Source organism: Acetobacter musti (assembly GCF_011516835.1).
In the GTDB taxonomy this organism is placed as follows: Bacteria; Pseudomonadota; Alphaproteobacteria; order Acetobacterales; family Acetobacteraceae; genus Acetobacter; species Acetobacter musti.
Genome location: NZ_WOTB01000001.1, coordinates 124,490 through 146,066 on the forward strand (window position 1 = coordinate 124,490; position 21,577 = coordinate 146,066).

The 21,577-nt window shown below is 63.4% G+C and carries 32 protein-coding genes and 1 pseudogene; 30 read left to right on the forward strand and 3 right to left on the reverse strand.

Features of this window, described 5'->3' with window-relative positions:
* Nucleotides 1-35 precede the first annotated feature (35 nt).
* The 6 genes from GOB93_RS00510 to GOB93_RS00535 all read left to right on the forward strand — a co-directional run bounded on the left by GOB93_RS00510 (nt 36) and on the right by GOB93_RS00535 (nt 5,004).
* The gene (locus GOB93_RS00510; RefSeq protein ID WP_010669160.1) at nt 36-533 is read left to right on the forward strand and encodes a DUF6878 family protein; all 498 of its coding nucleotides are present in this window, start codon (nt 36-38) and stop codon (nt 531-533) included.
* Nucleotides 523-885, forward strand: a complete 363-nt coding sequence (locus tag GOB93_RS00515) for a DUF6915 family protein (RefSeq protein WP_010669161.1) — start codon at nt 523-525, stop codon at nt 883-885. The genes GOB93_RS00510 and GOB93_RS00515 overlap by 11 nt, the downstream gene beginning before the upstream one ends.
* Nucleotides 886-1,012: 127 nt before the next feature.
* On the forward strand, nt 1,013-2,197 hold the full coding sequence (locus tag GOB93_RS00520) for a DUF932 domain-containing protein (RefSeq protein ID WP_132126969.1): 1,185 nt from the start codon (nt 1,013-1,015) through the stop codon (nt 2,195-2,197).
* A gap of 83 nt (nt 2,198-2,280) precedes the next feature.
* On the forward strand, nt 2,281-2,721 hold the full coding sequence (locus GOB93_RS00525) for a hypothetical protein (protein ID WP_018308132.1): 441 nt from the start codon (nt 2,281-2,283) through the stop codon (nt 2,719-2,721).
* Nucleotides 2,708-3,754, forward strand: a complete 1,047-nt coding sequence (locus GOB93_RS00530; protein ID WP_010517764.1) for a DUF7146 domain-containing protein — start codon at nt 2,708-2,710, stop codon at nt 3,752-3,754. The genes GOB93_RS00525 and GOB93_RS00530 overlap by 14 nt, the downstream gene beginning before the upstream one ends.
* A gap of 320 nt (nt 3,755-4,074) precedes the next feature.
* On the forward strand, nt 4,075-5,004 hold the full coding sequence (locus GOB93_RS00535; protein WP_010517762.1) for a DUF2493 domain-containing protein: 930 nt from the start codon (nt 4,075-4,077) through the stop codon (nt 5,002-5,004).
* Between the two features lie 30 nt (nt 5,005-5,034).
* Here GOB93_RS00535 and GOB93_RS00540 read toward each other — a convergent pair whose 3' ends face one another.
* A complete protein-coding gene (locus tag GOB93_RS00540; RefSeq protein ID WP_010517760.1) occupies nt 5,035-5,358 on the reverse strand; it encodes a helix-turn-helix domain-containing protein in 324 nt (107 codons plus the stop codon).
* Nucleotides 5,342-5,728, reverse strand: a complete 387-nt coding sequence (locus GOB93_RS00545) for a type II toxin-antitoxin system RelE/ParE family toxin (RefSeq protein WP_010517758.1) — start codon at nt 5,726-5,728, stop codon at nt 5,342-5,344. Before GOB93_RS00545 ends, GOB93_RS00540 begins: the two co-directional genes overlap by 17 nt.
* Here GOB93_RS00545 and GOB93_RS00550 point away from each other — a divergent pair.
* The gene (locus tag GOB93_RS00550) at nt 5,727-5,879 is read left to right on the forward strand and encodes a hypothetical protein (RefSeq protein ID WP_010668868.1); all 153 of its coding nucleotides are present in this window, start codon (nt 5,727-5,729) and stop codon (nt 5,877-5,879) included. The genes GOB93_RS00545 and GOB93_RS00550 overlap by 2 nt on opposite strands.
* A 116-nt stretch (nt 5,880-5,995) precedes the next feature.
* Entirely contained in the window at nt 5,996-6,436 is a 441-nt protein-coding gene (locus GOB93_RS00555) for a hypothetical protein (RefSeq protein ID WP_023979781.1), read from the forward strand.
* A 367-nt stretch (nt 6,437-6,803) separates the two neighbouring features.
* Here GOB93_RS00555 and GOB93_RS00560 read toward each other — a convergent pair whose 3' ends face one another.
* A complete protein-coding gene (locus GOB93_RS00560) occupies nt 6,804-7,034 on the reverse strand; it encodes a hypothetical protein (RefSeq protein WP_010517748.1) in 231 nt (76 codons plus the stop codon).
* Between GOB93_RS00560 and GOB93_RS00565 the strand changes: the two genes are divergently transcribed.
* From GOB93_RS00565 to GOB93_RS00665, 22 genes and pseudogenes are all read left to right on the forward strand, one after another.
* Complete coding sequence (locus GOB93_RS00565; RefSeq protein WP_018308129.1) at nt 7,033-7,359, forward strand: DUF736 domain-containing protein; 327 nt, start codon at nt 7,033-7,035, stop codon at nt 7,357-7,359. The genes GOB93_RS00560 and GOB93_RS00565 overlap by 2 nt on opposite strands.
* A 340-nt stretch (nt 7,360-7,699) precedes the next feature.
* Complete coding sequence (locus tag GOB93_RS00570) at nt 7,700-7,852, forward strand: hypothetical protein (protein WP_010518334.1); 153 nt, start codon at nt 7,700-7,702, stop codon at nt 7,850-7,852.
* Between the two features lie 180 nt (nt 7,853-8,032).
* On the forward strand, nt 8,033-8,317 hold the full coding sequence (locus GOB93_RS00575; RefSeq protein WP_018308128.1) for a helix-turn-helix domain-containing protein: 285 nt from the start codon (nt 8,033-8,035) through the stop codon (nt 8,315-8,317).
* A 130-nt stretch (nt 8,318-8,447) separates the two neighbouring features.
* On the forward strand, nt 8,448-8,711 hold the full coding sequence (locus GOB93_RS00580) for a DNA -binding domain-containing protein (RefSeq protein WP_010518332.1): 264 nt from the start codon (nt 8,448-8,450) through the stop codon (nt 8,709-8,711).
* 138 nt (nt 8,712-8,849) lie between these two features.
* Nucleotides 8,850-9,068: a transcriptional regulator domain-containing protein gene (locus GOB93_RS00585; RefSeq protein WP_010518331.1), complete on the forward strand. Its 219-nt coding sequence runs from the start codon at nt 8,850-8,852 to the stop codon at nt 9,066-9,068.
* A 19-nt stretch (nt 9,069-9,087) separates the two neighbouring features.
* A complete protein-coding gene (locus GOB93_RS00590; RefSeq protein ID WP_018308127.1) occupies nt 9,088-9,636 on the forward strand; it encodes a DUF2285 domain-containing protein in 549 nt (182 codons plus the stop codon).
* A 222-nt stretch (nt 9,637-9,858) separates the two neighbouring features.
* Nucleotides 9,859-10,110: a helix-turn-helix transcriptional regulator gene (locus GOB93_RS00595; protein WP_010668883.1), complete on the forward strand. Its 252-nt coding sequence runs from the start codon at nt 9,859-9,861 to the stop codon at nt 10,108-10,110.
* Nucleotides 10,107-11,198 carry a replication initiator protein A gene (locus GOB93_RS00600; RefSeq protein ID WP_018308126.1) on the forward strand — a complete coding sequence of 364 codons (1,092 nt, stop codon included), beginning with the start codon at nt 10,107-10,109 and terminating at the stop codon, nt 11,196-11,198. The genes GOB93_RS00595 and GOB93_RS00600 overlap by 4 nt, the downstream gene beginning before the upstream one ends.
* Nucleotides 11,195-11,833 carry a ParA family partition ATPase gene (gene parA, locus GOB93_RS00605; RefSeq protein WP_018308125.1) on the forward strand — a complete coding sequence of 213 codons (639 nt, stop codon included), beginning with the start codon at nt 11,195-11,197 and terminating at the stop codon, nt 11,831-11,833. Before GOB93_RS00600 ends, parA begins: the two co-directional genes overlap by 4 nt.
* On the forward strand, nt 11,830-12,573 hold the full coding sequence (locus GOB93_RS00610; protein ID WP_018308124.1) for a DNA-methyltransferase: 744 nt from the start codon (nt 11,830-11,832) through the stop codon (nt 12,571-12,573). The genes parA and GOB93_RS00610 overlap by 4 nt, the downstream gene beginning before the upstream one ends.
* Nucleotides 12,570-12,812: a ribbon-helix-helix protein gene (locus tag GOB93_RS00615; RefSeq protein ID WP_018308123.1), complete on the forward strand. Its 243-nt coding sequence runs from the start codon at nt 12,570-12,572 to the stop codon at nt 12,810-12,812. Before GOB93_RS00610 ends, GOB93_RS00615 begins: the two co-directional genes overlap by 4 nt.
* Nucleotides 12,809-13,309, forward strand: coding sequence for a DUF2840 domain-containing protein (locus GOB93_RS00620; RefSeq protein ID WP_023979783.1), 501 nt, complete (start codon nt 12,809-12,811; stop codon nt 13,307-13,309). Before GOB93_RS00615 ends, GOB93_RS00620 begins: the two co-directional genes overlap by 4 nt.
* A complete protein-coding gene (locus GOB93_RS00625; RefSeq protein WP_023979784.1) occupies nt 13,306-13,863 on the forward strand; it encodes a S26 family signal peptidase in 558 nt (185 codons plus the stop codon). The genes GOB93_RS00620 and GOB93_RS00625 overlap by 4 nt, the downstream gene beginning before the upstream one ends.
* Before the next feature lies 1 nt (nt 13,864).
* On the forward strand, nt 13,865-14,203 hold the full coding sequence (locus GOB93_RS00630) for a DUF736 domain-containing protein (protein ID WP_023979785.1): 339 nt from the start codon (nt 13,865-13,867) through the stop codon (nt 14,201-14,203).
* A gap of 4 nt (nt 14,204-14,207) precedes the next feature.
* A complete protein-coding gene (locus tag GOB93_RS00635; RefSeq protein ID WP_173571172.1) occupies nt 14,208-14,879 on the forward strand; it encodes a lytic transglycosylase domain-containing protein in 672 nt (223 codons plus the stop codon).
* Between the two features lie 294 nt (nt 14,880-15,173).
* Nucleotides 15,174-16,913, forward strand: coding sequence for a relaxase/mobilization nuclease domain-containing protein (locus tag GOB93_RS00640; RefSeq protein WP_173581637.1), 1,740 nt, complete (start codon nt 15,174-15,176; stop codon nt 16,911-16,913).
* A gap of 242 nt (nt 16,914-17,155) precedes the next feature.
* The gene (locus GOB93_RS00645; protein ID WP_018308121.1) at nt 17,156-17,497 is read left to right on the forward strand and encodes an ArsR/SmtB family transcription factor; all 342 of its coding nucleotides are present in this window, start codon (nt 17,156-17,158) and stop codon (nt 17,495-17,497) included.
* A gap of 8 nt (nt 17,498-17,505) precedes the next feature.
* Nucleotides 17,506-17,796, forward strand: a pseudogene (locus GOB93_RS22360) (arsenate reductase ArsC); the annotation flags it as partial.
* A 189-nt stretch (nt 17,797-17,985) separates the two neighbouring features.
* Nucleotides 17,986-18,423, forward strand: a complete 438-nt coding sequence (gene arsC / locus GOB93_RS21320; RefSeq protein WP_029604264.1) for an arsenate reductase (glutaredoxin) — start codon at nt 17,986-17,988, stop codon at nt 18,421-18,423.
* Nucleotides 18,423-19,718 carry an arsenic transporter gene (locus GOB93_RS00655; RefSeq protein ID WP_018308119.1) on the forward strand — a complete coding sequence of 432 codons (1,296 nt, stop codon included), beginning with the start codon at nt 18,423-18,425 and terminating at the stop codon, nt 19,716-19,718. The genes arsC and GOB93_RS00655 overlap by 1 nt, the downstream gene beginning before the upstream one ends.
* Nucleotides 19,719-19,739: 21 nt before the next feature.
* Nucleotides 19,740-20,438 (forward strand): arsenical resistance protein ArsH, encoded by a 699-nt coding sequence (gene arsH, locus GOB93_RS00660; protein ID WP_018308118.1) that lies wholly within the window; start codon nt 19,740-19,742, stop codon nt 20,436-20,438.
* Between the two features lie 8 nt (nt 20,439-20,446).
* Nucleotides 20,447-21,517 (forward strand): ArsO family NAD(P)H-dependent flavin-containing monooxygenase, encoded by a 1,071-nt coding sequence (locus GOB93_RS00665; RefSeq protein WP_018308117.1) that lies wholly within the window; start codon nt 20,447-20,449, stop codon nt 21,515-21,517.
* The last annotated feature ends 60 nt before the right edge of the window (nt 21,518-21,577 follow it).

The following is a 21,577-nucleotide window of genomic DNA, read 5'->3' on the forward strand; positions in this document are numbered from 1 at the left end:
TCAGGGCCGTCCTGCTGATCCAGGAGAAACAGGACATGACCAATCCAGGAAATACGCCTGAACGGGCCGATACCTTCACCGCCTTTTCCGAGCATTATGAGGCCTATCGGAAACGGCAACAGGAATTTGGAGCAGTCAATCGCAAAGCACTGTTTGATTGCCTTGATGCTGCTGGGATCGAAACAGCGGTGGTCACCTTCGATGGTTGCGGAGATAGCGGCCAGATCGAAGATATGGCGGTCACTCCGGAAACCGATAATACGGTTCTGGAAAACTGCATGCCTTACATCTCTGTCGACTGGCAATGTGCCACGTCGAAAACTGATGATTGCAGCGTCAAGGATGTCATTGAGAACGTCTGCTACGACCTGCTTTCCGAAGCGCACGGTGGTTGGGAAAACAATGATGGTGCGTATGGCGAGTTTACCTTTGACGTCGCGGGACGGTCCATCGCCCTGGAGTATAACGAGCGTTACACCGCCGTCGAAAACTACGGCCATGAATGGACGGAGGAAGGGCACCATGGCGCATAGTTATCATCATGCCCTCTCCTCTGTGCGGAAATGGGGCGGTACGGTAGAGGATTACCTGCCGTTGCATACATGGTTCGATGAATCGAAACTGATCACGGCGGACTTCCGGCACCGGGCGCTGCGACACCATGCGGAAGGCATCTTCCTTGCCGAAAAACTGTTCGGTGTCACACTCACGCTTTCGACCGGGCGGGCAGTGCCGACCCGGCTGATCGGCGAACAGCACGTCCGGGAAGATTTCGGGTTTATCCCGAGCTTTGCGGACTGGGTGAAGGAAATCCGACCCTGTCCATGGATGGGACGCGCCAGGCCTCTCGATGTAGAGCATGAAACACCGCACAGTATGAGCTGATGCGGGATTTCGAGAAAGCGGCTTCCGTTATCCGGAAGCCGCTTTTTTCGTGCCGGTCCGGCCGGGAAGGAGTGAGAGGGCGGCTTCGCCTCTGATGCCGAATATCCGGCAAGAGAGGAGAGTCCCCATGTCCGCTTCCATTCTGTCTTCCGCCCGCACGGGCTTCCGGATTGATCCCTCCCGTGGCGAACGCAGCGCCCGCGTATCGTCCGAATGGTTCTCGCGCCCCGATGACGAACGCTATCTGTCGCTGTCCGACCTGCATGCTGCCACGCTGGCGCGGGCAGACCGGGCCACGGCCCGCACGGTGGAAAGCCGCGCCATCCGCGTCGAGGCCTCGCGCGACAGTGTCGAGCGTCTGACCCTGACCGTGCCAGGACAGCATGAGCCGATCGCGCCGACGCATTGGTCCTTCGGCCAGATGTGCAGCCTGGTCAGCGCGCCGTCCTCCTATCTGCGCGACCTGCCGGCACCGCTGGCGGCGATCAATCTCCAGCACGGGCTGCTGTCGCACCGCGCCGAACTGGTGAAAACGCTGGAGACCGAAGACGGACGGGTAGAACTGCGCGCCGTGACCGGTCCGGATTATGGCCGCATCTGGGATCACGAATTGGTCGGGGCGGTGCGCAAGATCGCGGGTGACGGCACAGGCGATACCAACTGGAAGGTGCCGGGCGTCATCGACTGGGCCACCATGACCCATAATCCCTACGTCGATATCACCAAGGAAACTACGACGCTGTATGCGTCAGACAGGGACGTGTTCCTGTTCCTCGTGGATGATACGCATCCCATCGAGGCCGGACGCCTGCCCAATGGCGATCCCGATCTCTATTTCCGGGGTTTCTACGCCTGGAATTCGGAAGTCGGCAGCAAGAGCCTAGGCATTGCGTCATTCTATCTGCGCGGGGTGTGTCAAAACAGGATGTTGTGGGGCGTGGAAAATTTCGAACAGATCACCATCCGGCATAGTAAGTTCGCGGCCTCGCGCTTCGTGCATCAGGCGACACCAGCACTACGGAATTTCGCCACTGCCAGCCCGGCCTCGTTCGTCTCCGGCATTCAGGCCTCGCGTCGGGCGCTGGTCGCGAAAACAGATGAAGACCGCGAAAGTTTCCTGCGTCGTCGCGGGTTCTCGAAACCGGAAACCGCAAAGATCATCGAAACCGTGCTGCACGAGGAAGGCCGCAAGCCCGAGAGTGTGTTCGATTTCGTGCAGGGGATTACGGCGCTGGCGCGGACAAAGGCCAACCAGGACACGCGGCTGGATCTGGAAGAGAAGGCCCGCAGGCTGATGGAGCGTGCTTCCTGAAAGCCGCTTTTCTGTCTTTCCGTAAAGACGTTTTTACGAGCCCGGCCACTGCGCCGGGCTTTTTCGTTTCGGGAGTCATTCCGATGGCTGATTTCTTCACGCATTTCTCGTGCGTTCTCGATGTGGGTACGGTGGAAAACGCTGCCAAGGCGCTCGATCTCTACAATGAATTCATGGACGAACTGGCGGCGGAAGACCCGCCATCTGATGGGTTCCGGCTTTCTGTAGAACCGGAATATGGTGGCACCAAGCTTTGGATGCGCGATGAGGTGACTGGCGATCCGCATCAGGTCGTGGAATTCGTGCTACGCTGTGCGCGGGCCTTCCGGCTTCGGGGCCGATGGGGATTCCAGTGGGCCAATAGCTGTTCACGTCCCCGGATCGGCGCCTTCAGCGGCGGTGCGCATCTGCTTGACCTTGGCAGGCGCAAAACGATTTCATGGATGACCACCGATCGCTGGCTGGCGATCGCCCTGGACGGAGGCAATCCCGACACAGGAGGGCAGGGCGATGACCTTGCATGATGCAGGCGATCTCGCCCGTCGTCTGGCGGAGAACGCGGAGGCGGTGTGCCGGCAGTATCTGTCCGCCGGTCGCCGTCACGGCAATTACTGGCTGGTCGGTGACGTGCGCAATACGCCCGGCCGGTCGCTGTTCGTCCGGCTCCACGACACCGCCAACGGCAGGGCGGGAAAATGGACGGACGCTCAGTCGGGTGAGCATGGCGACCTGCTCGACGTGATCCGCGAAAGCCTCGGCCTGGTGGATTTCCGCGACGTGGCCGACGAGGCACGCGCCTTCCTCAGCCTGCCGCATCCTGACCCAGTGCCGCCGTCACAGGACCGACCTGCCCGTGAGCGTGCTTCCGCCAGTTCTTCCGAAGCGGCACGACGGCTCTGGGCCATGTCCGGGCCGATCATAGGCACATCCGTAGACGCGTATCTCCGTAGACGCGACATTACGCTTTTGCACGGAACCGAAGCCCTGCGCTTCCATCCGCGTTGCTTTTACCGCCCGGACGAGGACGGTCTGACCGAGACCTGGCCCGCCATGATCGCCGCTGTCACCGACCTCGACGGCACTCTGACCGGTGTGCATCGCACCTGGCTGGCGGCGGACGGCCGTGGCAAGGCACCGGTCGACCATCCGCGCCGTGCCTTGGGCGGGCTGCTCGGTCATGCCGTGCGCTTCGGGGTGGCATCCGACGTGCTCGCCGCCGGGGAAGGCATCGAGACGGTGCTTTCGCTGCGGCAGGTTCTGCCCGATCTGCCATTGGCCGCCTGCCTGTCTTCGGCACATCTCGCTGCCCTGATCTTTCCGCCGCTGCTACGCCGTCTCTACGTCCTGCGCGACGACGATCCGGCCGGGGATCAGGCGCTGGCGACGCTGCACGCCCGCGCGGGTGACGCCGGGATCGAACTGATCGGCCTGTCGCCACGGCTGGGCGATTTCAATGATGATCTCCGTGCGCTGGGACGCGGCGCGCTGCGGGCGATCCTGCATCCGCAACTCGCGCCAGCGGACGTGGCACGCTTTCTGGAGGCCGCCGATACCTGAGCGGGCCGGAAAGAGGAGTGGGGGGGCCGTCTTCTGTCGGCGGGCCTGTCCTGCCTCCCGTCCGGCAGGTCCGCGCCCCGGCCTTTCAAGTGGGGAGCGGGCGTCAGCCGGGCCGGGCCTTCAATGGCGTGAGCCGGCTATTTTCCGTCGCGCCCTGTGGGGGCGCTTTACATCGCGAGGCAAAATAGCCGGCCCCCTGCCATCCTTCGCTGTGCTGCGGCCGCGCGCCAGCGCGCGGTTCCGGCCCGTCCCTGGTCTGCCGCTGTCCGCCCCCGGAAAGGCCGCGAAGGGCGCAGCCGGAGACCTGGGAGGACAGCCTCATGACCCGCATGACCGACGATTTCGAACCGCCGCACGCCGCTTCATCCACCGCGCATGTGCTGACCGAACTCCAGATGTATGGCTACCGTCCCTTCGCGGACGAGCCGGACCCCAGGCCGCTACCCGAAGCGCAGCGCATCGGGGGTGCTGTGGCCGACATCTTCGACGCCATCGCTGCGACGCTGACCGACACACGGCTGGAAGCCGATCTCGAAGCATTGCTCTGGTCCACCGTGAACATCTTCCACCGCATGGTCGGCCAGGTTGAGCGTGAGCTTGACCGCAACGAGCAGGCGCAGAAACGGAGCCAGCAGGAACAGGATGGCAGCGAGATCCGCTCGGTGGAACTGGAGCGGCTGATCGCCGAAGGGCTGACCCTGATCGAGCGCCGCAACGCCTACGAGATCTTCCGCGACGAGGCGCAGGAGCAGTTCGAGCGCCTGACCCTGAGCGCGTGGCGTCCGAAGGCCGGCTCGCTGGTGTCACGTCGCACCATGACGGCCTCCATGATCGACAGCCGCGATTTCCTCAACGCCCGACGCCGCGCCGAGGGCGAGTTGCTGGTCCCGCCCGGCCCCAAGGTGGTCGTGACCGGGGGCCTGGACTTCGACGACCATATCCTGATCTGGGACCGGCTGGATAAGGTGCGGGCCAAGCATCCCGACATGGTGCTGCTCCACGGTGGCTCGCCCAAAGGTGCTGAGTTCATTGCCTCACGTTGGGCCGATCACCGCGATATCGTGCAGATCGCCTTCAAGCCGGACTGGACCAGGCATGCCAAGGCGGCGCCCTTCCGTCGTAACGATGCGCTGCTCGACACTATGCCGATCGGCGTCATCGTCTTCCCCGGTTCAGGCATCCAGGAAAATCTGGCCGACAAGGCAAAGCGGCTCGGTATCCCGGTCCTGCGGTTCGGAGGCGGCGCGTGAGCGCTCTCTCCTTCCCCGCAAGCCAGCGTCTCAGGCAAGAACCTCAAGACCGTGCTTCTGAATGACGCTCAACAGCTTGAGCGCCATCCCGCTCGGCCGTTTGGCGCCGCTCTCCCACTTCTCGACCGTGCTTTCGCTCGTGTTCAGATACCGCGCGAAGACCGGCTGGCTGACATTGTTCGCCTCGCGGAGACGCTTGATCTCGATCGGCTCGATCGCAGGGGGCACCACCAGATGGCGCGTGTCAAAATCACGCATCGTCGCCTTGTCGAGCGCGCCGACCTTGTGCAGCATTACCGCCCCGGAATGAATGGCCTCGGAAATGTCGCTCCGGAAGCTATTTTTTCTCTTCATCGCCATGGCATATCTCCGTCAGGTCTCGATCCTTCAAAAGCCGTTCGACCTGTTCCCCGGTCAGCACGGCATAGGCTTTGGCGAGGGTCCGGAAGTCTTCCAGTTCATCGCTATCGATATTGTCCCGGTCCTTCTTCGCGAACAGATAGGCGTAGATCCAGTATCGACCGCCTTTCGCAAGAATAATGCTGCGATGCAGGTTCTTGTTCAGGCGCTTCTTGAAGACACCACCACCCAGATCGACGGCCTGACCCTTCATGACCTCCCGGATCGCTTTGCAGAGTTCATCGTCTTTGATGCGAGCTTTCCGGGCCGCCCTGGCGAACCAGGCGGTCTTGAATGCCCGCTGGGATGGCTCGGCATTGGTCATGACCTCCTATGTAGCACCAGGTGCTATGGATCGCAAGGTTCTTCGCAACGCCACCGGATCACGGGGGAAGGCAATAACGCTCGACCTGATTGACCGCAACGTCCGCATACCAGCGATAGATTTCGATGATATCGTCACCGGCGGGACGTAAGCCGCGCGGATTTTCGTTCCGGTCACCGTATCATCTGCGCTATAATGCGGGTTGCGCCGTGGTGGTGGTGGCAGGCGCGACCGTCCGACATTGTCGGTTGCACGGAGACCGCCGCCATGTTCATCCTTGCTCCCTTCCTGCTCGTCGCCGGCATTGGCTTCCTGTGCTGGTTGTTCTTTACCGTGGCAGTCTTCGCCCTGCCCTGCGCCATGGGTCTGATGGCCGGGTTCTGGGCGTATGGTGCGGGTGCTGGTGTTGTCGGCGGGATCATCGTCGGTTTCGTCGCGGGCGCTGCAACCTTCGTTATTGGCCAAATCGCCTTCGCCTTGGTGCCGTGGATGTGGCTCAAGCTGCTGATCGTCCTGCTCTATACGGTGCCCGCCATTATCATGGGCTACAGCACGACACATGGGATCGCCCAGATGCTGATGCCGTCTCCGGCGTGGCAGCTCTTTTTCTCCATCATCGGCGCGATCGCGGTGGGCGTCACCGCTTTCATCCGCTTTACAACCGTGGCCCCACCCGGACCGTCCGGCGGCAATATCGCGCGGGTCTGACACCGCTCTGGCAACCGGCGAGGCAGGACAGGATCGGGGGCTTTCGCATCTGGCCGCCTCGCTGTCAGGAGGGTATGGCAGGAGCGATCGATGAGGCCCTGATTGCAGCATATTGGCTGAAGGTGCTCTTTCCCTGGAGCGTGGACGTCCAGCGCTTCCTGTCAGCATCGGCCGGTGGAATCCCGGAAGGCAGGGCGTGTCCGTGCGAAACGCAGTCCCGGAACGGGGCGTGTGCAGGGTCGGAAGCAGGGCATGACGATGCCTTCCCCTTCCTGGCCGACACTTGCGTGGGGCGCGGGTGGCCATAGTCTCCGTGATGTGTGCTCTGTCGGGCCGCGCACGCATGCCGCCTCTCAAGATGGCTGATCTAGCCGAAGGTCGGCTGCGCCTCGATCGGCCATGGCGCAACAGCGGTCCATAATTTTCTTCCCCTGACGGCTGCGCCGTCATTCCTCGCGAAACAAGAAAATTCCGTCCCGCCGTCCTCCGCTGCGCTTCGGTCCCTACGGGATGCGCCGCCGCTCGCCTCCGTCTGTCCGATCGCCATCGAGGCCGCAATGGTGCGGGCTCGGTAACAGAGATCACGGAGCAGTATCATGGCTACCATCGGCACCTTCAAGAAAGTCGGCAACGGATATAACGGCGAGATCGTCACCCTCTCGCTCCAGACCCCCAACGTCCGCATCGCCCCCGAGACCACGCGCCTGAACGAAAATGCCCCCAGCCACCGCGTCTTCGTCGGCCGGGTCGAGATCGGAGCGGCCTGGTCCCGGCGCTCCAACGAGGGGCGCGACTATCTGAGCCTCAAGCTCGACGATCCGAGCTTCAACGCCCCGATCTTCGCCAACCTCTTCGATGACGAGGACGGCGAGGGCTACAGCCTGATCTGGTCCCGCCCCAACGGCCGCCGCAACGGCGACTGAGGTGCCAGCGATCCCCCGCCCGGCCGGTCCGGGTGGGGCCTTCGCATGACCGATCGCGAACCGGCGGGTGGGCGCACCAGTCGCGCCGCGCCCAATCTGCCAATGTGTGGGCAAGAAAGGGGAACAGGGCTTCCCTCAGCCTTCCCATTGTACCATGCCCGGCGTGAACCGCCTCAAGGACGCGCGGTCCCCCCAATTTTGCCCGGCGCACCCTACGGGCACACCAGACAAAATCGGCTCCCCCGCGCGCCGCTGGGGCGGTCGCCTGCGGCGATCCTTGACCCGATTCACGCGCGCATGAGGCGACGGCCTGTCTTCGAAAAACGAAAGGAGCAGGACGATGACCACGCTACACGACCAGATCCAGATGCTGCGCGCCGAACTGACCAGCTTTCACCTCAGCCGTCGTGAGCGGGCCAAAATCGAGCGTGAACTGAACCAGGTATGCGCGCAATTCGCAGCAAAATGCCACGACGGGGAGGCCTCCGCGTAAGCGGGGGTCTTTTCGTCTGGTCGCCCGTACCGACGGCGGACCCCACTGACGGTCCTATCAGAAGCAGGACGCCGGTGTTTCCTCACTATCCAACTGAAAGAACGATATTGAATCTCCATTATACGACTATTATAGTCGTATTTCTGGTGTGCATGCCCTGCATGTCGGATGTGATCATGGATGATCACTGGCCGACAGGTAAGGGCGGCACGGGCACTCCTGAACTGGACACAGGAACGGCTCGCTGAAAAAGCCCTCGTAGCATTGACCGCGCTCAAGCGCCTTGAATCCGAGCGTGGCCTTGGTGTCCATGAGGGCACGATCGACCAGGTCCGCCGCGCGCTGGAAGCAGCGGGCATCCTGTTCATCGAGTCCGGGCAAGGGCGTGGTGTCATGTTTCTTCACGAGACTTCCGATCCACAGACGCGACAGGATGCGGGCCGTCGCAGACGCGCGCCGTCCTGATCGGCCTGGCCGCGCAGCCTTCCCACTCGGCCCCGCGTTGTTTTTTGCGTCAGCGCGGAACCGTCGAACGGTCGTCATTCCACGAATTTGTTATCGAACCGATCCAACAGCGCTATCACGAGGGATCGTCATGACCCACCCATCCTTCCAGGATCACCCGCCTCTGACGGCGCGTGTGAACGCCTATGACGAGCAGCATCTCGACCTTTATCTCCGCCTCCTGATCGCCGACGAGGAAGGTGCCGACTGGCGCGAAGTCGTTGCGGTGCTGTTCAAAATCGATCCTGTCTGTGAACCCGTGCGCGCCAGGGCTGTTTACGACAACCATCTTGCACGGGCGCGCTGGATGACCAAAGCCGGCTACCGGCATTTGCTGGAGCCGCGCCTGCAATAGCCGGGCTTCGCCGGCCCACGCGCTGGTCCCCCACGGCACTCTCCCCAATAGAAAATCAGGGTCTATGCGCTCGCGGTTCCGATCCGGCTAATTGAGGCTGCCCCCTTGCCGTATGAGGGGCCAGACAGGGAGGTCACCATGCCGACATCCTTCTGGCGTTCACAGGAAATACGCGACCGTATCAGCACTCTGGACCGTTCCGGTTTCGCCGTCGAGTTCCTGCGCCGCAACGCGACGTACCGTCGCGAGTATGCCCGCCTGCAACGACGCATCGCCCGCCGGGCAACGGACGCCGCCGCAGAGCGCGCGGCGTTCGCCGAACGCTGGGGGTTGGGCTTTTGTCCATGCTCCCGATGAACCCGCCCGCCGCGGCCGCATGGTCTGGAGGCCCGAGGTCTCCCCGGCCACGCTGATTCTCACGCCGGCACCCTCGGGTTTCGCGACGGTGACCCCGATCGAACCCGCCATGCTGGGGAATATCCTGGCCCGTCACGACGATGCGGATGGCGGGTGGCTTACGATCGGCGACGCGGTTGGCGATCTCTTTCTTCGGCTTCTGGACCCTTCGGCCTTGCAACGCCCCGCCGTGCTGCTGCCGCTGGACGCTGCCGGCGAGCTTCGTCTCGACGTGGCGTTGCGCTTTTTCCGGCATCTGCGTGGCAGCCGCGTTGCCCTGCTTCCACGCGCGCTCCAGCTCACGCCGCTCCAGCGTGCGCGGCAGATTCAGCTTCTGATCGCCTTCGACATTCAGGAAATTGGTGGCGGCCCACGTGAGGTCGCCATAGCCGCCGGCCGTTCATGGCAGGCGATTTTACCTTCCATCGAGTGGAAGAACACTGCGGCGCGGCGCTTTGCGGATCGCCTGATTCAGGACGCAGAGAACCGGGTAAACGGCGGTTACCTGGATTTCTTACACGGCAAATAGCATCAGCCGTTTTTCGCTCTCCTGCGCTGTTTCCCTCCATTTTTTCGACGCTGGCCTGCGCCCGGCTGCGCACGGTAACTCTTGCGCGCGTCATGGTCCGCCGAAGGTGGACACTGAGTCTGAAAAATCTTCGTCCACCCCCAACGCCTGCTTTCTTCGCCACCGTCATCCCGATCCGCCGCGACTTCGCCGCGACGCTTCAAAACCGGACGGAGGCATATCATGCTCAACAGACCCACGCCCTCACCGGCGCGCTATCTGCGCACCCATGAGGCTGCGCAAATTCTCGGACTTTCGCCGCGCACACTGGAAAAATATCGCTGCCACGGTACAGGACCGACGTTCCGCAAGCTTGGTGGTCGCGTCGTCTATCTGATCGATGACCTCGACGTATGGGCAGCCGCCGGTGCGTGCAAATCCACCTCCGACCCGAATTATGACGCGGCGCGTGCCGCCGGGCATGACCCACGATGAATGCCGCGCCGGGTATTCCGCGTTCCAGGCGCGCAAGCGAACGCAACAGGCTCGACCCGTTCGTGGTCTCCGGCGGGGATGCCAGCCCGCGCGATCAGCGCGACCTGATGGAGCGACCGTTCTTCTCGCTCGCGAAGACAAAGCGCACGGTGCCGATCTTCTATGAAGCCGGTGACGTCCGTGTCGAAGTCTTCGGCATGCCCGACCATGGCATGGCGACGATCTGGGACGCCGATGTGCTGATCTGGGCCGCCAGCCAGATCGTCGAGGCGGAAAATCTTGGTCTTACGACATCGCGCTTCCTGCGCTTCACGCCCTATCAGCTTCTGAGCAGTATCGGGCGTCAGACGGGAGCGCGGGATTATGGGCTACTCAAGGCGGCACTGACCCGGCTCCAGTCCACCGTGGTCGCCACTACGATCCGCAACGGCCAGAACTGGCGCCGTCAGCAGTTCTCCTGGATCACCGAATGGGAGATCTGTGCCAGCCAGACGGGCCGCGCCGCTGGTGTCGAGATCGTCATTCCCGAATGGTTCTATCGCGGCGTGATCGACCGCTCGCTCGTGCTTGCCATCGACCCGGCCTATTTCCGCCTCACCGGCGGCATCGAACGCTGGCTCTATCGCATCGCCCGCAAGCATGCTGGCCGCCAGCGTGCGGGCTGGACCTTCGAGATCGCCCATCTGCATGCGAAATCCGGCAGCCTGGTGCGTGTCTCGGATTTCGCCATCCAGATCCGGCATATCGCCGCCCGCCAGTCGTTGCCCGGCTATCGCCTGGGCATCGAGCGCGACGGCGCGCGCGAATTGCTCCGCATCCTGCCGGCCGACTTATCCACAATTCCTGTGGATAACCATGTGAATGGTATCGGGATTTCACACGCAACCCTTATCGGGACATCACACGCAGGACTATCGGGACTTCGCACGCACGAATCGCAGCTAAGTCTTTGGCCTGAAACGGCGATTCCGGCCCTTAACTTATCTAACTTAGAATCTAACTCTTATGTTGATGGGGCGGGCCGCCTTGCGGATAACGGCCCTGGTCCCTCCGTTTCCGGCCCAAAAGCACGCGGAGACGGGCCATGATCGTGGCCCTCCTCAACCAGAAGGGCGGCGTCGGCAAGACGACGCTGGCGCTGCATCTCGCGGGCCAATGGGCTCGGGAAGGCCGGCGCGTGACGGTCATCGATGCCGACCCGCAGGGCTCGGCGCTGGACTGGTCGGCGCAGCGCGCACGGGAGGGACTGCCCCGCCTGTTCGGCGTGATCGGCCTGGCGCGCGACACGCTGCATCACGAGGCGCCGGAACTGGCTCAGGGGGTGGATCACGTCGTCATCGACGGTCCGCCTCGGGTGGCGGCGCTGCTGCGCTCCGCCCTGCTGGCGGCCGATCTGGTGCTGATCCCGGTGCAGCCTTCGCCGTTCGACGGCTGGGCCTCGGCCGAAATGCTGCGGCTGCTGGCGGAAGCGCGGCTCTTCCGTCCCGGTCTGCTGGCCCGTTTCGTGCTGAACCGCTGCGCCGCGCGCACGGTGATCGCCCGCGAAACCCGGCTGGCGCTGGTGGGGCATGAGCCGGCGGCGCTGGCAGCGCGGATCGGCCAGCGGGTCGCGTTCGCCGACATGGCGCGCACCGGCCGCCTGGTCTGCGACTTGCGCCCGCAGGGGATTGCCGCCCGCGAAATCGCCGCACTGACAGCCGAGATTGGGGGGCTGGTGTCATGACCCTGCTGACCGGCGACAGCGCGCTCCTGATGCCCTGGCACGGCCCCTACGACATGATCCTGGTCGATCCCCCCTATGGCGATACGTCGCTCGCATGGGACCGGCGCATAGCGGATTGGCCCGGCAAGGCGCTCGCTGCCCTGAAACCCAGCGGCTCGCTCTGGGTTTTCGGCTCCCTGCGGAGTTTCCTTGCATCCAACGCGGCATTTCGGAATGCGGGCTGGAAATATGCCCAGGAACTGGTCTGGGAGAAGCAGAACGGTTCCAGCTTCCATGCCGATCGGTTCCGGCGCGTGCATGAACTGATCGTCCAGTTCTATCGCGACGATACGCCCTGGCGCGCCGTCTACAACGTGGTTCCGACCACGTCCGACGCACGGGCACGCACGGTACGACGGAAACACCGGCCGCCCCACATGGGTCGGATCGATGCCGGTCGTTACGTCAGCGAGGACGGTGGCCCGCGCCTGATGCGCTCCGTGATTCCGGTCCGTAATACGCATGGCCGGGCCATCCACCCGACCGAGAAGCCGGTGGCGTTGCTGGAGATCCTGATCCGCACGAGCTGCCCACCGGGTGGCCTGGTGGGCGACTGGTTCGCCGGCTCGGGGGCTGCTGGCGTCGCCTGTCGGCTCGCCGGTCGGCGCTATGTCGGCTGCGAGATCGATCCTGTCATGGCGCAGAAAGCGCGCGACCGTATCGCGTCCGTGCTGCCGCTCGGCGAGGGAATATCGCCATGACAGAGCGTCGCACGCTACCCGGCTTCGCGTCGCGCCCCGCCGACCCGGAACGCTGGGTCAAGGCGCCGGACAAGCCTGCGGCTGCCAACCACTTCACCGCCCGGCTGACCATCGACGTCACGCCGGCGCTGCGCGCCCGCATCAAGGTCGCGGCGTTCCAGCGCGGCATGACCGTCGCCGACATGCTGCGCGCGCTGCTCGCCCGTGAGTTCCCTGACAATCCCGGAGACGTGCCATGAACGGACGATTTTCTACGCCGCCGCATCGCCGCGCGGCGTCGCTGACCCATGTCGAACTGACCTGGATCGAGAAGCGTATCGAGCACTGGTTGCGCTTCGGCCACCGCGTTGACGAACAGATCCTTGATGGTCGCCGCCGCATTTCCAGTTTCGCGCCGGGCAGCATCTTCGCCTTCGTCCGCTGGGCGTCGAACGATCTGGGAGCCACGGTCTCCCGCGTGGACATCGTGCGGGCGGTGGAAGCAGGAAGTCCATTCCAGACTCTGCCATTTGTGCGTCCCGGTGGCGAAATCCTCCTGCGTGTCGATAGCTGGCCGAGGGTCGAGCGCGTGCTTCGGGCGATCGACGCTGTTGACGCGCTGGGCATCGACCCGGCGGATGCCGCGCCCGATTACTGGCGGCATCTCCACCATCGCATCACTGCCGGACATGAGCCCCGCAGCTACACGCGCGAGCAGCACGCAGCCTGGCTCAAGCGGCGGCAGGTGACGTCATGACCCGGCGTGGCTGGTTCTTCGCCACCTATTTCGCGGTGCTCGGTGTGGGCGTTTCGCTGGCCCTGCATCCTATGCCCCGGCTGATCTGGAACGAAACGGCGAGCGTGCCCGTCGGGCTTTATCGGCTGCACACGGACCCTGCGCCGCATGTCGGCGATCTGGCCGCTGTCCGTCTGCCCGAGCGCGAGGCGATGCTGCTGGCGACGCGCGGCTACCTCCCTCTCGGTGTGCCCCTGCTCAAACCTGTAGCGGCCATCGCAGGGCAGTTCGTGTGCCGTACCGGACAACGCATCACCATCGACGGAAAATTCGCTGGCGACGCGCGATCCGTCGATCATCGTGGTCGCCCGCTGCCCGTCTGGCGGGGTTGCCAACACCTCGATCCCGGCCAGGTCTTCGTCATGAATCCGGCCGAGCCACGCAGTCTCGATGGCCGATATTTTGGCGCGCTGCCCCTCTCCACCGTCATCGGCCGAGCCACTCCGGTCTGGCTTCCATCCGGGAGCGGCCAGGCCGTCGCCTTATCCTCCAATCCATCCGCGAAAGGACACTAAGATGGCACAGATCGGTCTTTTCACCCGCACCAAAACCGGCTTTGCCGGGCGTATTCGCACCCTTACCGTGACGCAGGATCTTATCCTCATTCCGGCCGATTTTTCCGACGCCGAACATGCACCGGATTATCGCATCCATCTCACCGATGCCGACGGTCCGGAGGTCGGCGCAGGCTGGAAACGCACCGGCGAGAGGGCCGGTGAATACGTCGCCGTAGCACTCGACGATCCCGCCTTCACGCAGCCCATCCGGGCCAATCTCTTCCGCACCGCCGACGACCGCGCGGTCTGGGTGCTGAACTGGACGCGCCCGTCAAAGCGCGCCGAAAGAGGAGATTGAGACGATGCGACCCGCGTTCTTCCTCGCTGTCGGCATCACCGCGATCGGCGTATTAGCTGCTGCCGACCAGACACGGGCGGCGTCGGTTTCGACACTCGCCGACACCGATTCTTTTGCTGCCCAAATCGCTGAGGCAGTCCGCCGTTTCGACGTTCCTACCACCTGGATACGGGCGGTGATGCGTGCTGAAAGCGGCGGTGATACCAGTGCGATTTCGTCGAAAGGCGCGCTCGGCCTCATGCAGATCATGCCCGCGACCTGGGCCGACCTGCGTGTCCGCTATGGGCTGGGAACTGATCCATTCGATGTGCATGACAACATTCTCGCGGGTGCCGCGTATCTGCGCGAGATGCACGATCGCTACGGATCACCGGGGTTTCTCGCAGCCTATAATGCCGGACCGGGACGCTACGAGGACTTCCGCGATCGGCAACGTCCGCTGCCGCCCGAAACCCTCGCCTATGTCGCCGGTCTTCTGCCTCTTCTCGGCCAGAACGGTGACGCAATACCGCTTCCGGCGGCGCGTCCCGATCCCCTGGCCTGGAGACGCGCGCCGATCTTTTTCGCACGCGCGAACGATGCGTCTGCCAACATCACCGCACGCGATCTGTTGCCTATTGCACCGCACTCCGCTGGCCTGTTCGTGACGGTTTCTGACAGGGAGTCGGCACCATGACCATGCCGAATCCGCCTCTCCTTACCGCCCATTCGCAGCCGGTCGCAGGTCAGCGCATAATCGTGGTCCGGCGTGGTCCAGCGTTTCTCATGACGGATCGTAGCAGGGATCAGGGACCGCACTGGGTCTGGGCAAAGGAGAGGCGAGATAAAAGGGCGCACATTGCGCCTCGGTTGGGGTGTTGGTTTTCCAGCGTTTTTTCCTTTCCTACACAATGTTTCTCCCTCTCCGCCAATGTTTGCCGACCCTACTTTTCCTTGTTGCACCTGTCTTTTTCGCACATTGGGGGCGCCAATGGCCCGCGAGAATGATTTCCAGCCCCGTCTGGGCCGCATCCGCTCGCCCCGCGCCCAGCGGCTCAAGCCCTTCGTCGCCCAGGCCCTCGCCTCGGCCCAGCGTGCCGGAGGCGGTGGCTTCCGATCGGGCCGCAGCGGCGGCGGTTCCCGCTCGTCCTTCGGGCGTGGCCGCGTCGCAGCAGCCAGGGCCAATCGTCTGCTGACCAGCCGTGTCCGCCGCGTGACCGTCAAGGCCCGTGTCGTGCGCCACAGCGGGCGCAAGGCGCCGCTCGCCGCCCATCTGCGTTACCTGCGCCGGGAAGGGGTGACGAAGGACGGCGAGAAGGCGCGGCTCTTCGGTCCTGGCATCGACGATGCCGACCCGAAGGCGTTCGCCGAGCGCTGCGAGGATGATCGCCACCATTTCCGTTTCATCATCTCACCCGAGGACGCGCCCGACATGGCCGACCTCAAGGGCTATGCCCGCGAACTGGTCGGGCAGATGGAAAAAGACCTCGGCACGAAGCTGGACTGGGTGGGGGTGGATCACTGGAACACCCAGCATTCCCGTGTCCACATCCTCGTGCGGGGCGTAGCCGAGGATGGCAGCGACCTCGTGATCTCCCGCGATTATATCCGGGAGGGCCTGCGCGCCCGTGCCCAGGATCTGGTGACGCAGGAACTCGGGCTACGCAATGACGTCGAAATCCATCGTGCCCTCGAACGCCAGGTCGGCGCCGAGCACTGGACCCAGCTCGACCGGCAACTCGCCCGCGATGCGGGCCGCAACGGCATCATCGACATGGCGCCAGCGCCGGATCGGCAGCCTGATCCGTTCGAGGCCCTGAAGGTCGGGCGCCTGCGCCACCTGGAGGGGCTCGGTCTCGCCCATCAGGTCGGTCAGGGACAATGGATGCTGGATGAATCCGCCGAGGCGACGCTCCGCGAGTTCGGGGAGCGCGGCGACATCATCAAGCGTATCCACCGCTCGCTGACGGAGCGCGGGATCGAGCGGAGCACATCGAGCTACGTCCTGGCGGGTGAAAGCCTCGACGTTCCTGTCGTCGGCAGGCTGGTCGATCGGGGGCTGGACGACGAGCTGAAAGGCACGGCCTACGCCGTCATCGACGGCGTGGATGGCCGCACGCATCATATCCGTTTTCCCGATCTCGACGCGACCGGTGATGGCAGCATGGGGTCGGTCGTGGAGCTTCGCGCCTTCGATGACAGGAAGGGGCAGCGTCGCGTGGCGCTGGCCGTCCGTTCCGACCTGTCGATCGAGGATCAGGTGACGGCGCGCGGGGCTACCTGGCTCGACCGGCAGGCAGTGGCGCGCGACCCTGTTGCATTGGGGCAGGCGGGGTTCGGTGCCGAAGTGCATGAGGCGATGGAGCGGCGGACCGAGCAACTGATTGAGCAGGGTCTTGCCGAACGCCGGACGCAGGGGGTGATCCTGGCGCGCAACCTGATCGGGAAACTCAGGGACCGCGAGCTTCACGAAGTGGGAGAGCGGCTCGCCGCTGAGACGGGCCGGACGTTCAGTCAGTCGGCATCGGGCGAGTATGTCACCGGCACGTATCGGCAACGCATGGCCCTGGCCTCCGGCCGCTATGCGATGATCGATGACGGCCTCCAGTTCCAGCTCGTGCCATGGACGCCGTCGCTGGAGAAGCAGCGGGGCCAGCACGTCTCCGGCGTCGCACGCGACGATGGCGGGATCGACTGGAGCTTCACCCGGAACCGGGGGCTCGGGCTATAGTCGTCGTGGCGATAAGGACAGTTAAATTCCCCTGGATTGAAGATAGACCCGCCGAGGGAAAGGAAGTTGCCGACGCTCGGTTCGTCAGTGGATATAGAGAATGATGAACGACCGACACGGCCAATATGTCGGGAAAGCAGCCAATCGGAAATCGGCAATGACACTGCACAATCCGGCGACAGGAACGGCCCATCGGGCGAAAGGGAATTGACAATATTCTATATATCCACGAGTAAGGATATATGGATACCGAATCGACCCTGTTGGCCCTGAGCGCACTGTCGCAATCCACGCGGTTGGAGATATTCCGCCTGCTGGTGCGCCATGAACCGAACGGGCTGCCGGCCGGAGACGTCGCGCGGCATCTCGATGTCCCGCAGAACACGATCTCGGCCCACCTCGCCACTCTGACCCGTGCCGGCCTGCTGACCTCGCAGCGCCATAGCCGTGTGATTGTCTATCGTGCCTGCCTACCGCGCCTGCGGGAACTGATGCTGTTTCTCGTCAAGGACTGCTGCGGGCAAAGCCCTGAACTTTGTGAGCCACTGGTTGCAGAACTGTCGTCCTGCTGCCCATCCGAGTGAACCCCCCAATGACCGATCGCGTCTTCAATGTGTTGTTTCTGTGTACGGGTAATTCCGCACGTTCGATTTTGGCCGAGAGCATCCTTCGCAAGGATGGTGCTGGCCATTTCAGGGTCTTCTCCGCCGGTAGCCATCCCAAGGGGCAGGTCAATCCTCTCGCCTTGAAAGTGCTGGCGAGCTTCGACTACCCGACCGAGGGACTGCGTTCCAAGCCCTGGGATGAGTTTGCTGTTGCGAACGCTCCCGTTATGGATTTCGTTTTTACCGTCTGCGATGACGCTGCTGGAGAAGTCTGTCCGGTATGGCCGGGGAAACCCATCACGGCCCATTGGGGCATTCCCGATCCGAGTAATGTTTCGGGAACCGATGCCGACCGGGAGCGAGCGTTCGTCTCGGCGTTCAAGGGTCTGAAGAATCGTATTTCCCTGCTTGTCGCATTGCCGCTGGCCAAGCTTGAGACTGCCAGTTTGGTGACGAAATTGCGCGACATTGGCACCGAGCCAACTGGCGTCACAATCTATCATAACCCGAATTGCGGCACATCGCGCAATACGCTTGCCCTGATCCGAAATGCGGGGATCGAGCCAACCATCATCGAATATCTCAAAACACCGCCATCGCGCGCCGAACTGGTCAGTCTGATCACGCGCATGGGGATCTCGGTTCGCGATCTCCTGCGGCGCAAGGGCACGCCCTATGATGAGCTTGGCCTCGATAATCCGGCCCTGAGCGATGACGACCTAATCGACGCCATGATGGCGCATCCAATCCTGATCAACCGGCCCATCGTCGTCACCCCGCTGGGTGCGGCACTCTGCCGTCCGTCCGAGGCAGTTCTGGACATCCTGCCCAACCCGCAGCGAGGCGCTTTCGTCAAAGAAGACGGCGAGAAGATCGTCGATGAATCCGGCAAGCGGATCGTCTGATGCTGGCGCTTCTGATTTTCGTTGTCACGCTCGTTTTTGTCATCTGGCAGCCTCGGGGGCTGGGTATCGGCTGGAGCGCAATGGCAGGTGCCGCCGTGGCCCTGGCGGCTGGTGTGATCCACTGGCACGACATTCCTGTCGTGTGGCACATCGTCTGGGACGCGACCTTCACCTTCATCGCGCTGATCGTCATCTCGCTGTTGCTGGATGAGGCCGGATTCTTCCATTGGGCCGCCCTGCACGTCGTGCGCTGGGGCAAAGGGCGAGGCCGTACGCTGTTCCCGCTGATCGTGGTGCTGGGAGCGGCCATTGCGGCTGTGTTCGCCAATGACGGCGCGGCCCTGCTGCTGACGCCCATCGTCATCGCCATCCTCACGCAGCTTCGCCTCAGTCCTGCTGCGGCGCTGGCCTTTATTATCGCCACTGGCTTCGTCGCGGATACCACCAGCCTGCCGCTCGTCATCTCCAACCTGGTGAACATCGTCAGCGCCAATTTCTTTGGCATTGCGTTCGATCGCTATGCCGCGATCATGGTCCCTGTCGATCTGGTAGCACTTGGTGCAACGCTGGCCGTCTTGTGGCTGTGGTACCGGCGGCAGGTGCCTGCGACCTATCCCGTCGCCGAACTGCCCGCACCTGCCACGGCCATTCGTGACCCCCATGTGTTCCGGGCGGCATTTCCGCTACTGGCCCTCGTACTGGCGGCCTATTTCCTGACCGCGCCGTTTCATATCCCGGTCTGTGTCGTAGCCTGCCTGGCCGCCGGAACCCTGTTGCTCGTCGCCGGGTATGGCCGGGTGATCCCTGTTCGCAAGGTGCTGCGGGGTGCCCCGTGGCAGATCGTGATCTTCTCCCTGGGCATGTATCTGGTGGTCTACGGGCTGCGCAATGCCGGGCTGACTGACTACCTTGCGACCGCACTGGTCTGGCTCGGTCATCAAGGGACGTTCACGGCCACCATCGGCACCGGCTTTCTGGCGGCTGTTCTGTCGTCCATCATGAACAATATGCCGAGTGTGCTGGTCGGGGCGCTGGCGATCCAGCAGGCTCACGACATCACGCCGCTGACACGCGACCTGATGATCTATGCCAACGTCATCGGCTGCGACCTCGGGCCAAAATTCACGCCGATTGGTAGTCTCGCAACACTGCTGTGGCTGCATGTGCTGGCATCCAAGAACCATCGGGTCACATGGGGGCAGTATATGAAAGTTGGACTGGCGATTACGCCGCCCGTCCTGCTGGCAACACTCGCGGCGCTGGCCCTGTGGCTGCCCCTGATCAGCCACCCGTAATACAAGAAAGGACCGATATATATGACCGCTCCTGACCTGCCAGCCCTGCACCCCGAATATCTTGAACGGGTCGATCTCGCGCGGCTCGAACCGCAACCGCGTGTGGACCATCCGCCGCGTATCCTGCTGCTCTACGGCTCTTTGCGTCCCCGATCCTTCAGTCGGTTGCTGGTGCTTGAGGCGGAACGCATCCTGAAGGTGCTGGGGGCCGAGACACGGGTGTTCGACCCGACCGGCCTGCCGATAGCGGATTCCGTGCCTGCCACGCATCCGAAAGTGCAGGAACTGCGGGAACTGTCGATCTGGTCGGAAGGCCAGGTCTGGTGCAGCCCCGAACGGCACGGCAACATAACCGCTGTGTTCAAAAACCAGATCGACTGGTTGCCATTGTCCGAAGGCTCGATCCGTCCGACGCAGGGCCGCACGCTGGCGGTCATGCAGGTCTCAGGCGGATCGCAAAGCTTCAATTCCGTCAATGCCCTGCGGGTTCTGGGCCGATGGATGCGGATGTTCACCATCCCCAACCAGTCCAGCGTGCCAATGGCCTATACGCAGTTCGGTGACGATGACCGCATGAAGCCGTCCCCCCTCTATGACCGGATGGTAGATGTCATGGAGGAACTGATGAAGTTCACATGGCTGCTGCGCGACCGGGCCGACTACCTCGTGGACCGCTATAGCGAACGGAAGACGGAATTCCGTCTCCCGGAAAGCCTGTGAGCCGGGCAATGGGCGAGCAGTTCGATGTCGTGATCGTGGGGGGCGGTCAGGCGGCCCTCGCCGCGTCGTATTTTCTACGACGGACCGGACTGCGTTACGTCATTCTCGATAACGGGACCCAGGCAGGTGGTGCATGGGTGCATGGCTGGGACTCCCTGCATCTGTTCTCGCCCGCGTCCTACAGTTCTCTCCCCGGCTGGCCGATGCCCGACACGCCGGATGGCAGCTACCCCACCCGCGACGAGGTGCTTGACTATCTGCACCGCTACGAAGCGCGCTATGCGCCGCCGATCCACCGCCCCGTAATGGTCGGACGTGTGGAACGCACTGACCAGAAATTCCTGAATGTCAGCACCAGCGTGGGTGATTTCCTAAGCCGCGCGGTCATCGGCGCCACCGGCACATGGTCTGCGCCCTTCATCCCCGATTATCCGGGCCAAGGGTTGTTTGCGGGAGCGCAAATCCACTCCTCCCATTACCACAACGCGGTACCCTTTGCCGGTCGCCGTGTGCTCGTGCTGGGCGGGGGCAACTCCGGTGCGCAGATTATGGCGGAACTGTCGCTTGTCGCCCAGGCAACATGGGTCACGCTGCATGATCCCGTCTTCCTGCCCGATGACGTGGACGGACGAGTCCTGTTCGAGCGGGCGACCGCTCGCGTTCTCGGCGGCCCGTCGGCCATGCCCACTGGCGGCTTTGGCGATATCGTCATGGTACCACCCGTGCGCGCCGCCAGGGAGCGAGGCGCGCTCCACGCGGTGCGCCCGTTTGTGCGGATGACGGCTACGGGCGTCGTCTGGCCCGATGGCCAGGAAGAGGCCATTGACGCGATCATCTGGTGTACCGGCTTCCGACCCGCGCTTGGTGCATTTGCGCCGCTCGACGTGATCGAGCCGGACGGGCTGATCCGCGTTGACGGCCAGCAGGCCATCAGGGAGCCACGTCTCTGGCTGCTGGGTTATGGCTCCTGGTGCGGCCCCGCATGCGCCACCCTGCTGGGGGCGGGCCGTGTCGCGAGATCCATGGTCCGGCAACTGGCGGCCTGGCTTGCGTCGCCAACACAGGATGTCCGTTTGTAGAAAACTTGAAGGTCTTCATTCTATGATCAGGATGAGGGCGGAAGACGGCATGGAGATAAT

What these genes read in the sequence shown, in the direction of transcription:
- GOB93_RS00510 (WP_010669160.1), top strand. Translation starts at nt 36, where the DNA reads ATGACCAATCCAGGAAATACGCCTGAACGGGCCGATACCTTCACCGCC.
- GOB93_RS00515 (WP_010669161.1), top strand. Translation starts at nt 523, where the DNA reads ATGGCGCATAGTTATCATCATGCCCTCTCCTCTGTGCGGAAATGGGGC.
- GOB93_RS00520 (WP_132126969.1), top strand. Translation starts at nt 1,013, where the DNA reads ATGTCCGCTTCCATTCTGTCTTCCGCCCGCACGGGCTTCCGGATTGAT.
- GOB93_RS00525 (WP_018308132.1), top strand. Translation starts at nt 2,281, where the DNA reads ATGGCTGATTTCTTCACGCATTTCTCGTGCGTTCTCGATGTGGGTACG.
- GOB93_RS00530 (WP_010517764.1), top strand. Translation starts at nt 2,708, where the DNA reads ATGACCTTGCATGATGCAGGCGATCTCGCCCGTCGTCTGGCGGAGAAC.
- GOB93_RS00535 (WP_010517762.1), top strand. Translation starts at nt 4,075, where the DNA reads ATGACCCGCATGACCGACGATTTCGAACCGCCGCACGCCGCTTCATCC.
- GOB93_RS00540 (WP_010517760.1), bottom strand. Translation starts at nt 5,358, where the DNA reads ATGAAGAGAAAAAATAGCTTCCGGAGCGACATTTCCGAGGCCATTCAT.
- GOB93_RS00550 (WP_010668868.1), top strand. Translation starts at nt 5,727, where the DNA reads ATGACCTCCTATGTAGCACCAGGTGCTATGGATCGCAAGGTTCTTCGC.
- GOB93_RS00545 (WP_010517758.1), bottom strand. Translation starts at nt 5,728, where the DNA reads ATGACCAATGCCGAGCCATCCCAGCGGGCATTCAAGACCGCCTGGTTC.
- GOB93_RS00555 (WP_023979781.1), top strand. Translation starts at nt 5,996, where the DNA reads ATGTTCATCCTTGCTCCCTTCCTGCTCGTCGCCGGCATTGGCTTCCTG.
- GOB93_RS00565 (WP_018308129.1), top strand. Translation starts at nt 7,033, where the DNA reads ATGGCTACCATCGGCACCTTCAAGAAAGTCGGCAACGGATATAACGGC.
- GOB93_RS00560 (WP_010517748.1), bottom strand. Translation starts at nt 7,034, where the DNA reads ATGATACTGCTCCGTGATCTCTGTTACCGAGCCCGCACCATTGCGGCC.
- GOB93_RS00570 (WP_010518334.1), top strand. Translation starts at nt 7,700, where the DNA reads ATGACCACGCTACACGACCAGATCCAGATGCTGCGCGCCGAACTGACC.
- GOB93_RS00575 (WP_018308128.1), top strand. Translation starts at nt 8,033, where the DNA reads ATGATCACTGGCCGACAGGTAAGGGCGGCACGGGCACTCCTGAACTGG.
- GOB93_RS00580 (WP_010518332.1), top strand. Translation starts at nt 8,448, where the DNA reads ATGACCCACCCATCCTTCCAGGATCACCCGCCTCTGACGGCGCGTGTG.
- GOB93_RS00585 (WP_010518331.1), top strand. Translation starts at nt 8,850, where the DNA reads ATGCCGACATCCTTCTGGCGTTCACAGGAAATACGCGACCGTATCAGC.
- GOB93_RS00590 (WP_018308127.1), top strand. Translation starts at nt 9,088, where the DNA reads ATGGTCTGGAGGCCCGAGGTCTCCCCGGCCACGCTGATTCTCACGCCG.
- GOB93_RS00595 (WP_010668883.1), top strand. Translation starts at nt 9,859, where the DNA reads ATGCTCAACAGACCCACGCCCTCACCGGCGCGCTATCTGCGCACCCAT.
- GOB93_RS00600 (WP_018308126.1), top strand. Translation starts at nt 10,107, where the DNA reads ATGAATGCCGCGCCGGGTATTCCGCGTTCCAGGCGCGCAAGCGAACGC.
- parA (WP_018308125.1), top strand. Translation starts at nt 11,195, where the DNA reads ATGATCGTGGCCCTCCTCAACCAGAAGGGCGGCGTCGGCAAGACGACG.
- GOB93_RS00610 (WP_018308124.1), top strand. Translation starts at nt 11,830, where the DNA reads ATGACCCTGCTGACCGGCGACAGCGCGCTCCTGATGCCCTGGCACGGC.
- GOB93_RS00615 (WP_018308123.1), top strand. Translation starts at nt 12,570, where the DNA reads ATGACAGAGCGTCGCACGCTACCCGGCTTCGCGTCGCGCCCCGCCGAC.
- GOB93_RS00620 (WP_023979783.1), top strand. Translation starts at nt 12,809, where the DNA reads ATGAACGGACGATTTTCTACGCCGCCGCATCGCCGCGCGGCGTCGCTG.
- GOB93_RS00625 (WP_023979784.1), top strand. Translation starts at nt 13,306, where the DNA reads ATGACCCGGCGTGGCTGGTTCTTCGCCACCTATTTCGCGGTGCTCGGT.
- GOB93_RS00630 (WP_023979785.1), top strand. Translation starts at nt 13,865, where the DNA reads ATGGCACAGATCGGTCTTTTCACCCGCACCAAAACCGGCTTTGCCGGG.
- GOB93_RS00635 (WP_173571172.1), top strand. Translation starts at nt 14,208, where the DNA reads ATGCGACCCGCGTTCTTCCTCGCTGTCGGCATCACCGCGATCGGCGTA.
- GOB93_RS00640 (WP_173581637.1), top strand. Translation starts at nt 15,174, where the DNA reads ATGGCCCGCGAGAATGATTTCCAGCCCCGTCTGGGCCGCATCCGCTCG.
- GOB93_RS00645 (WP_018308121.1), top strand. Translation starts at nt 17,156, where the DNA reads ATGGATACCGAATCGACCCTGTTGGCCCTGAGCGCACTGTCGCAATCC.
- GOB93_RS00655 (WP_018308119.1), top strand. Translation starts at nt 18,423, where the DNA reads ATGCTGGCGCTTCTGATTTTCGTTGTCACGCTCGTTTTTGTCATCTGG.
- arsH (WP_018308118.1), top strand. Translation starts at nt 19,740, where the DNA reads ATGACCGCTCCTGACCTGCCAGCCCTGCACCCCGAATATCTTGAACGG.
- GOB93_RS00665 (WP_018308117.1), top strand. Translation starts at nt 20,447, where the DNA reads ATGGGCGAGCAGTTCGATGTCGTGATCGTGGGGGGCGGTCAGGCGGCC.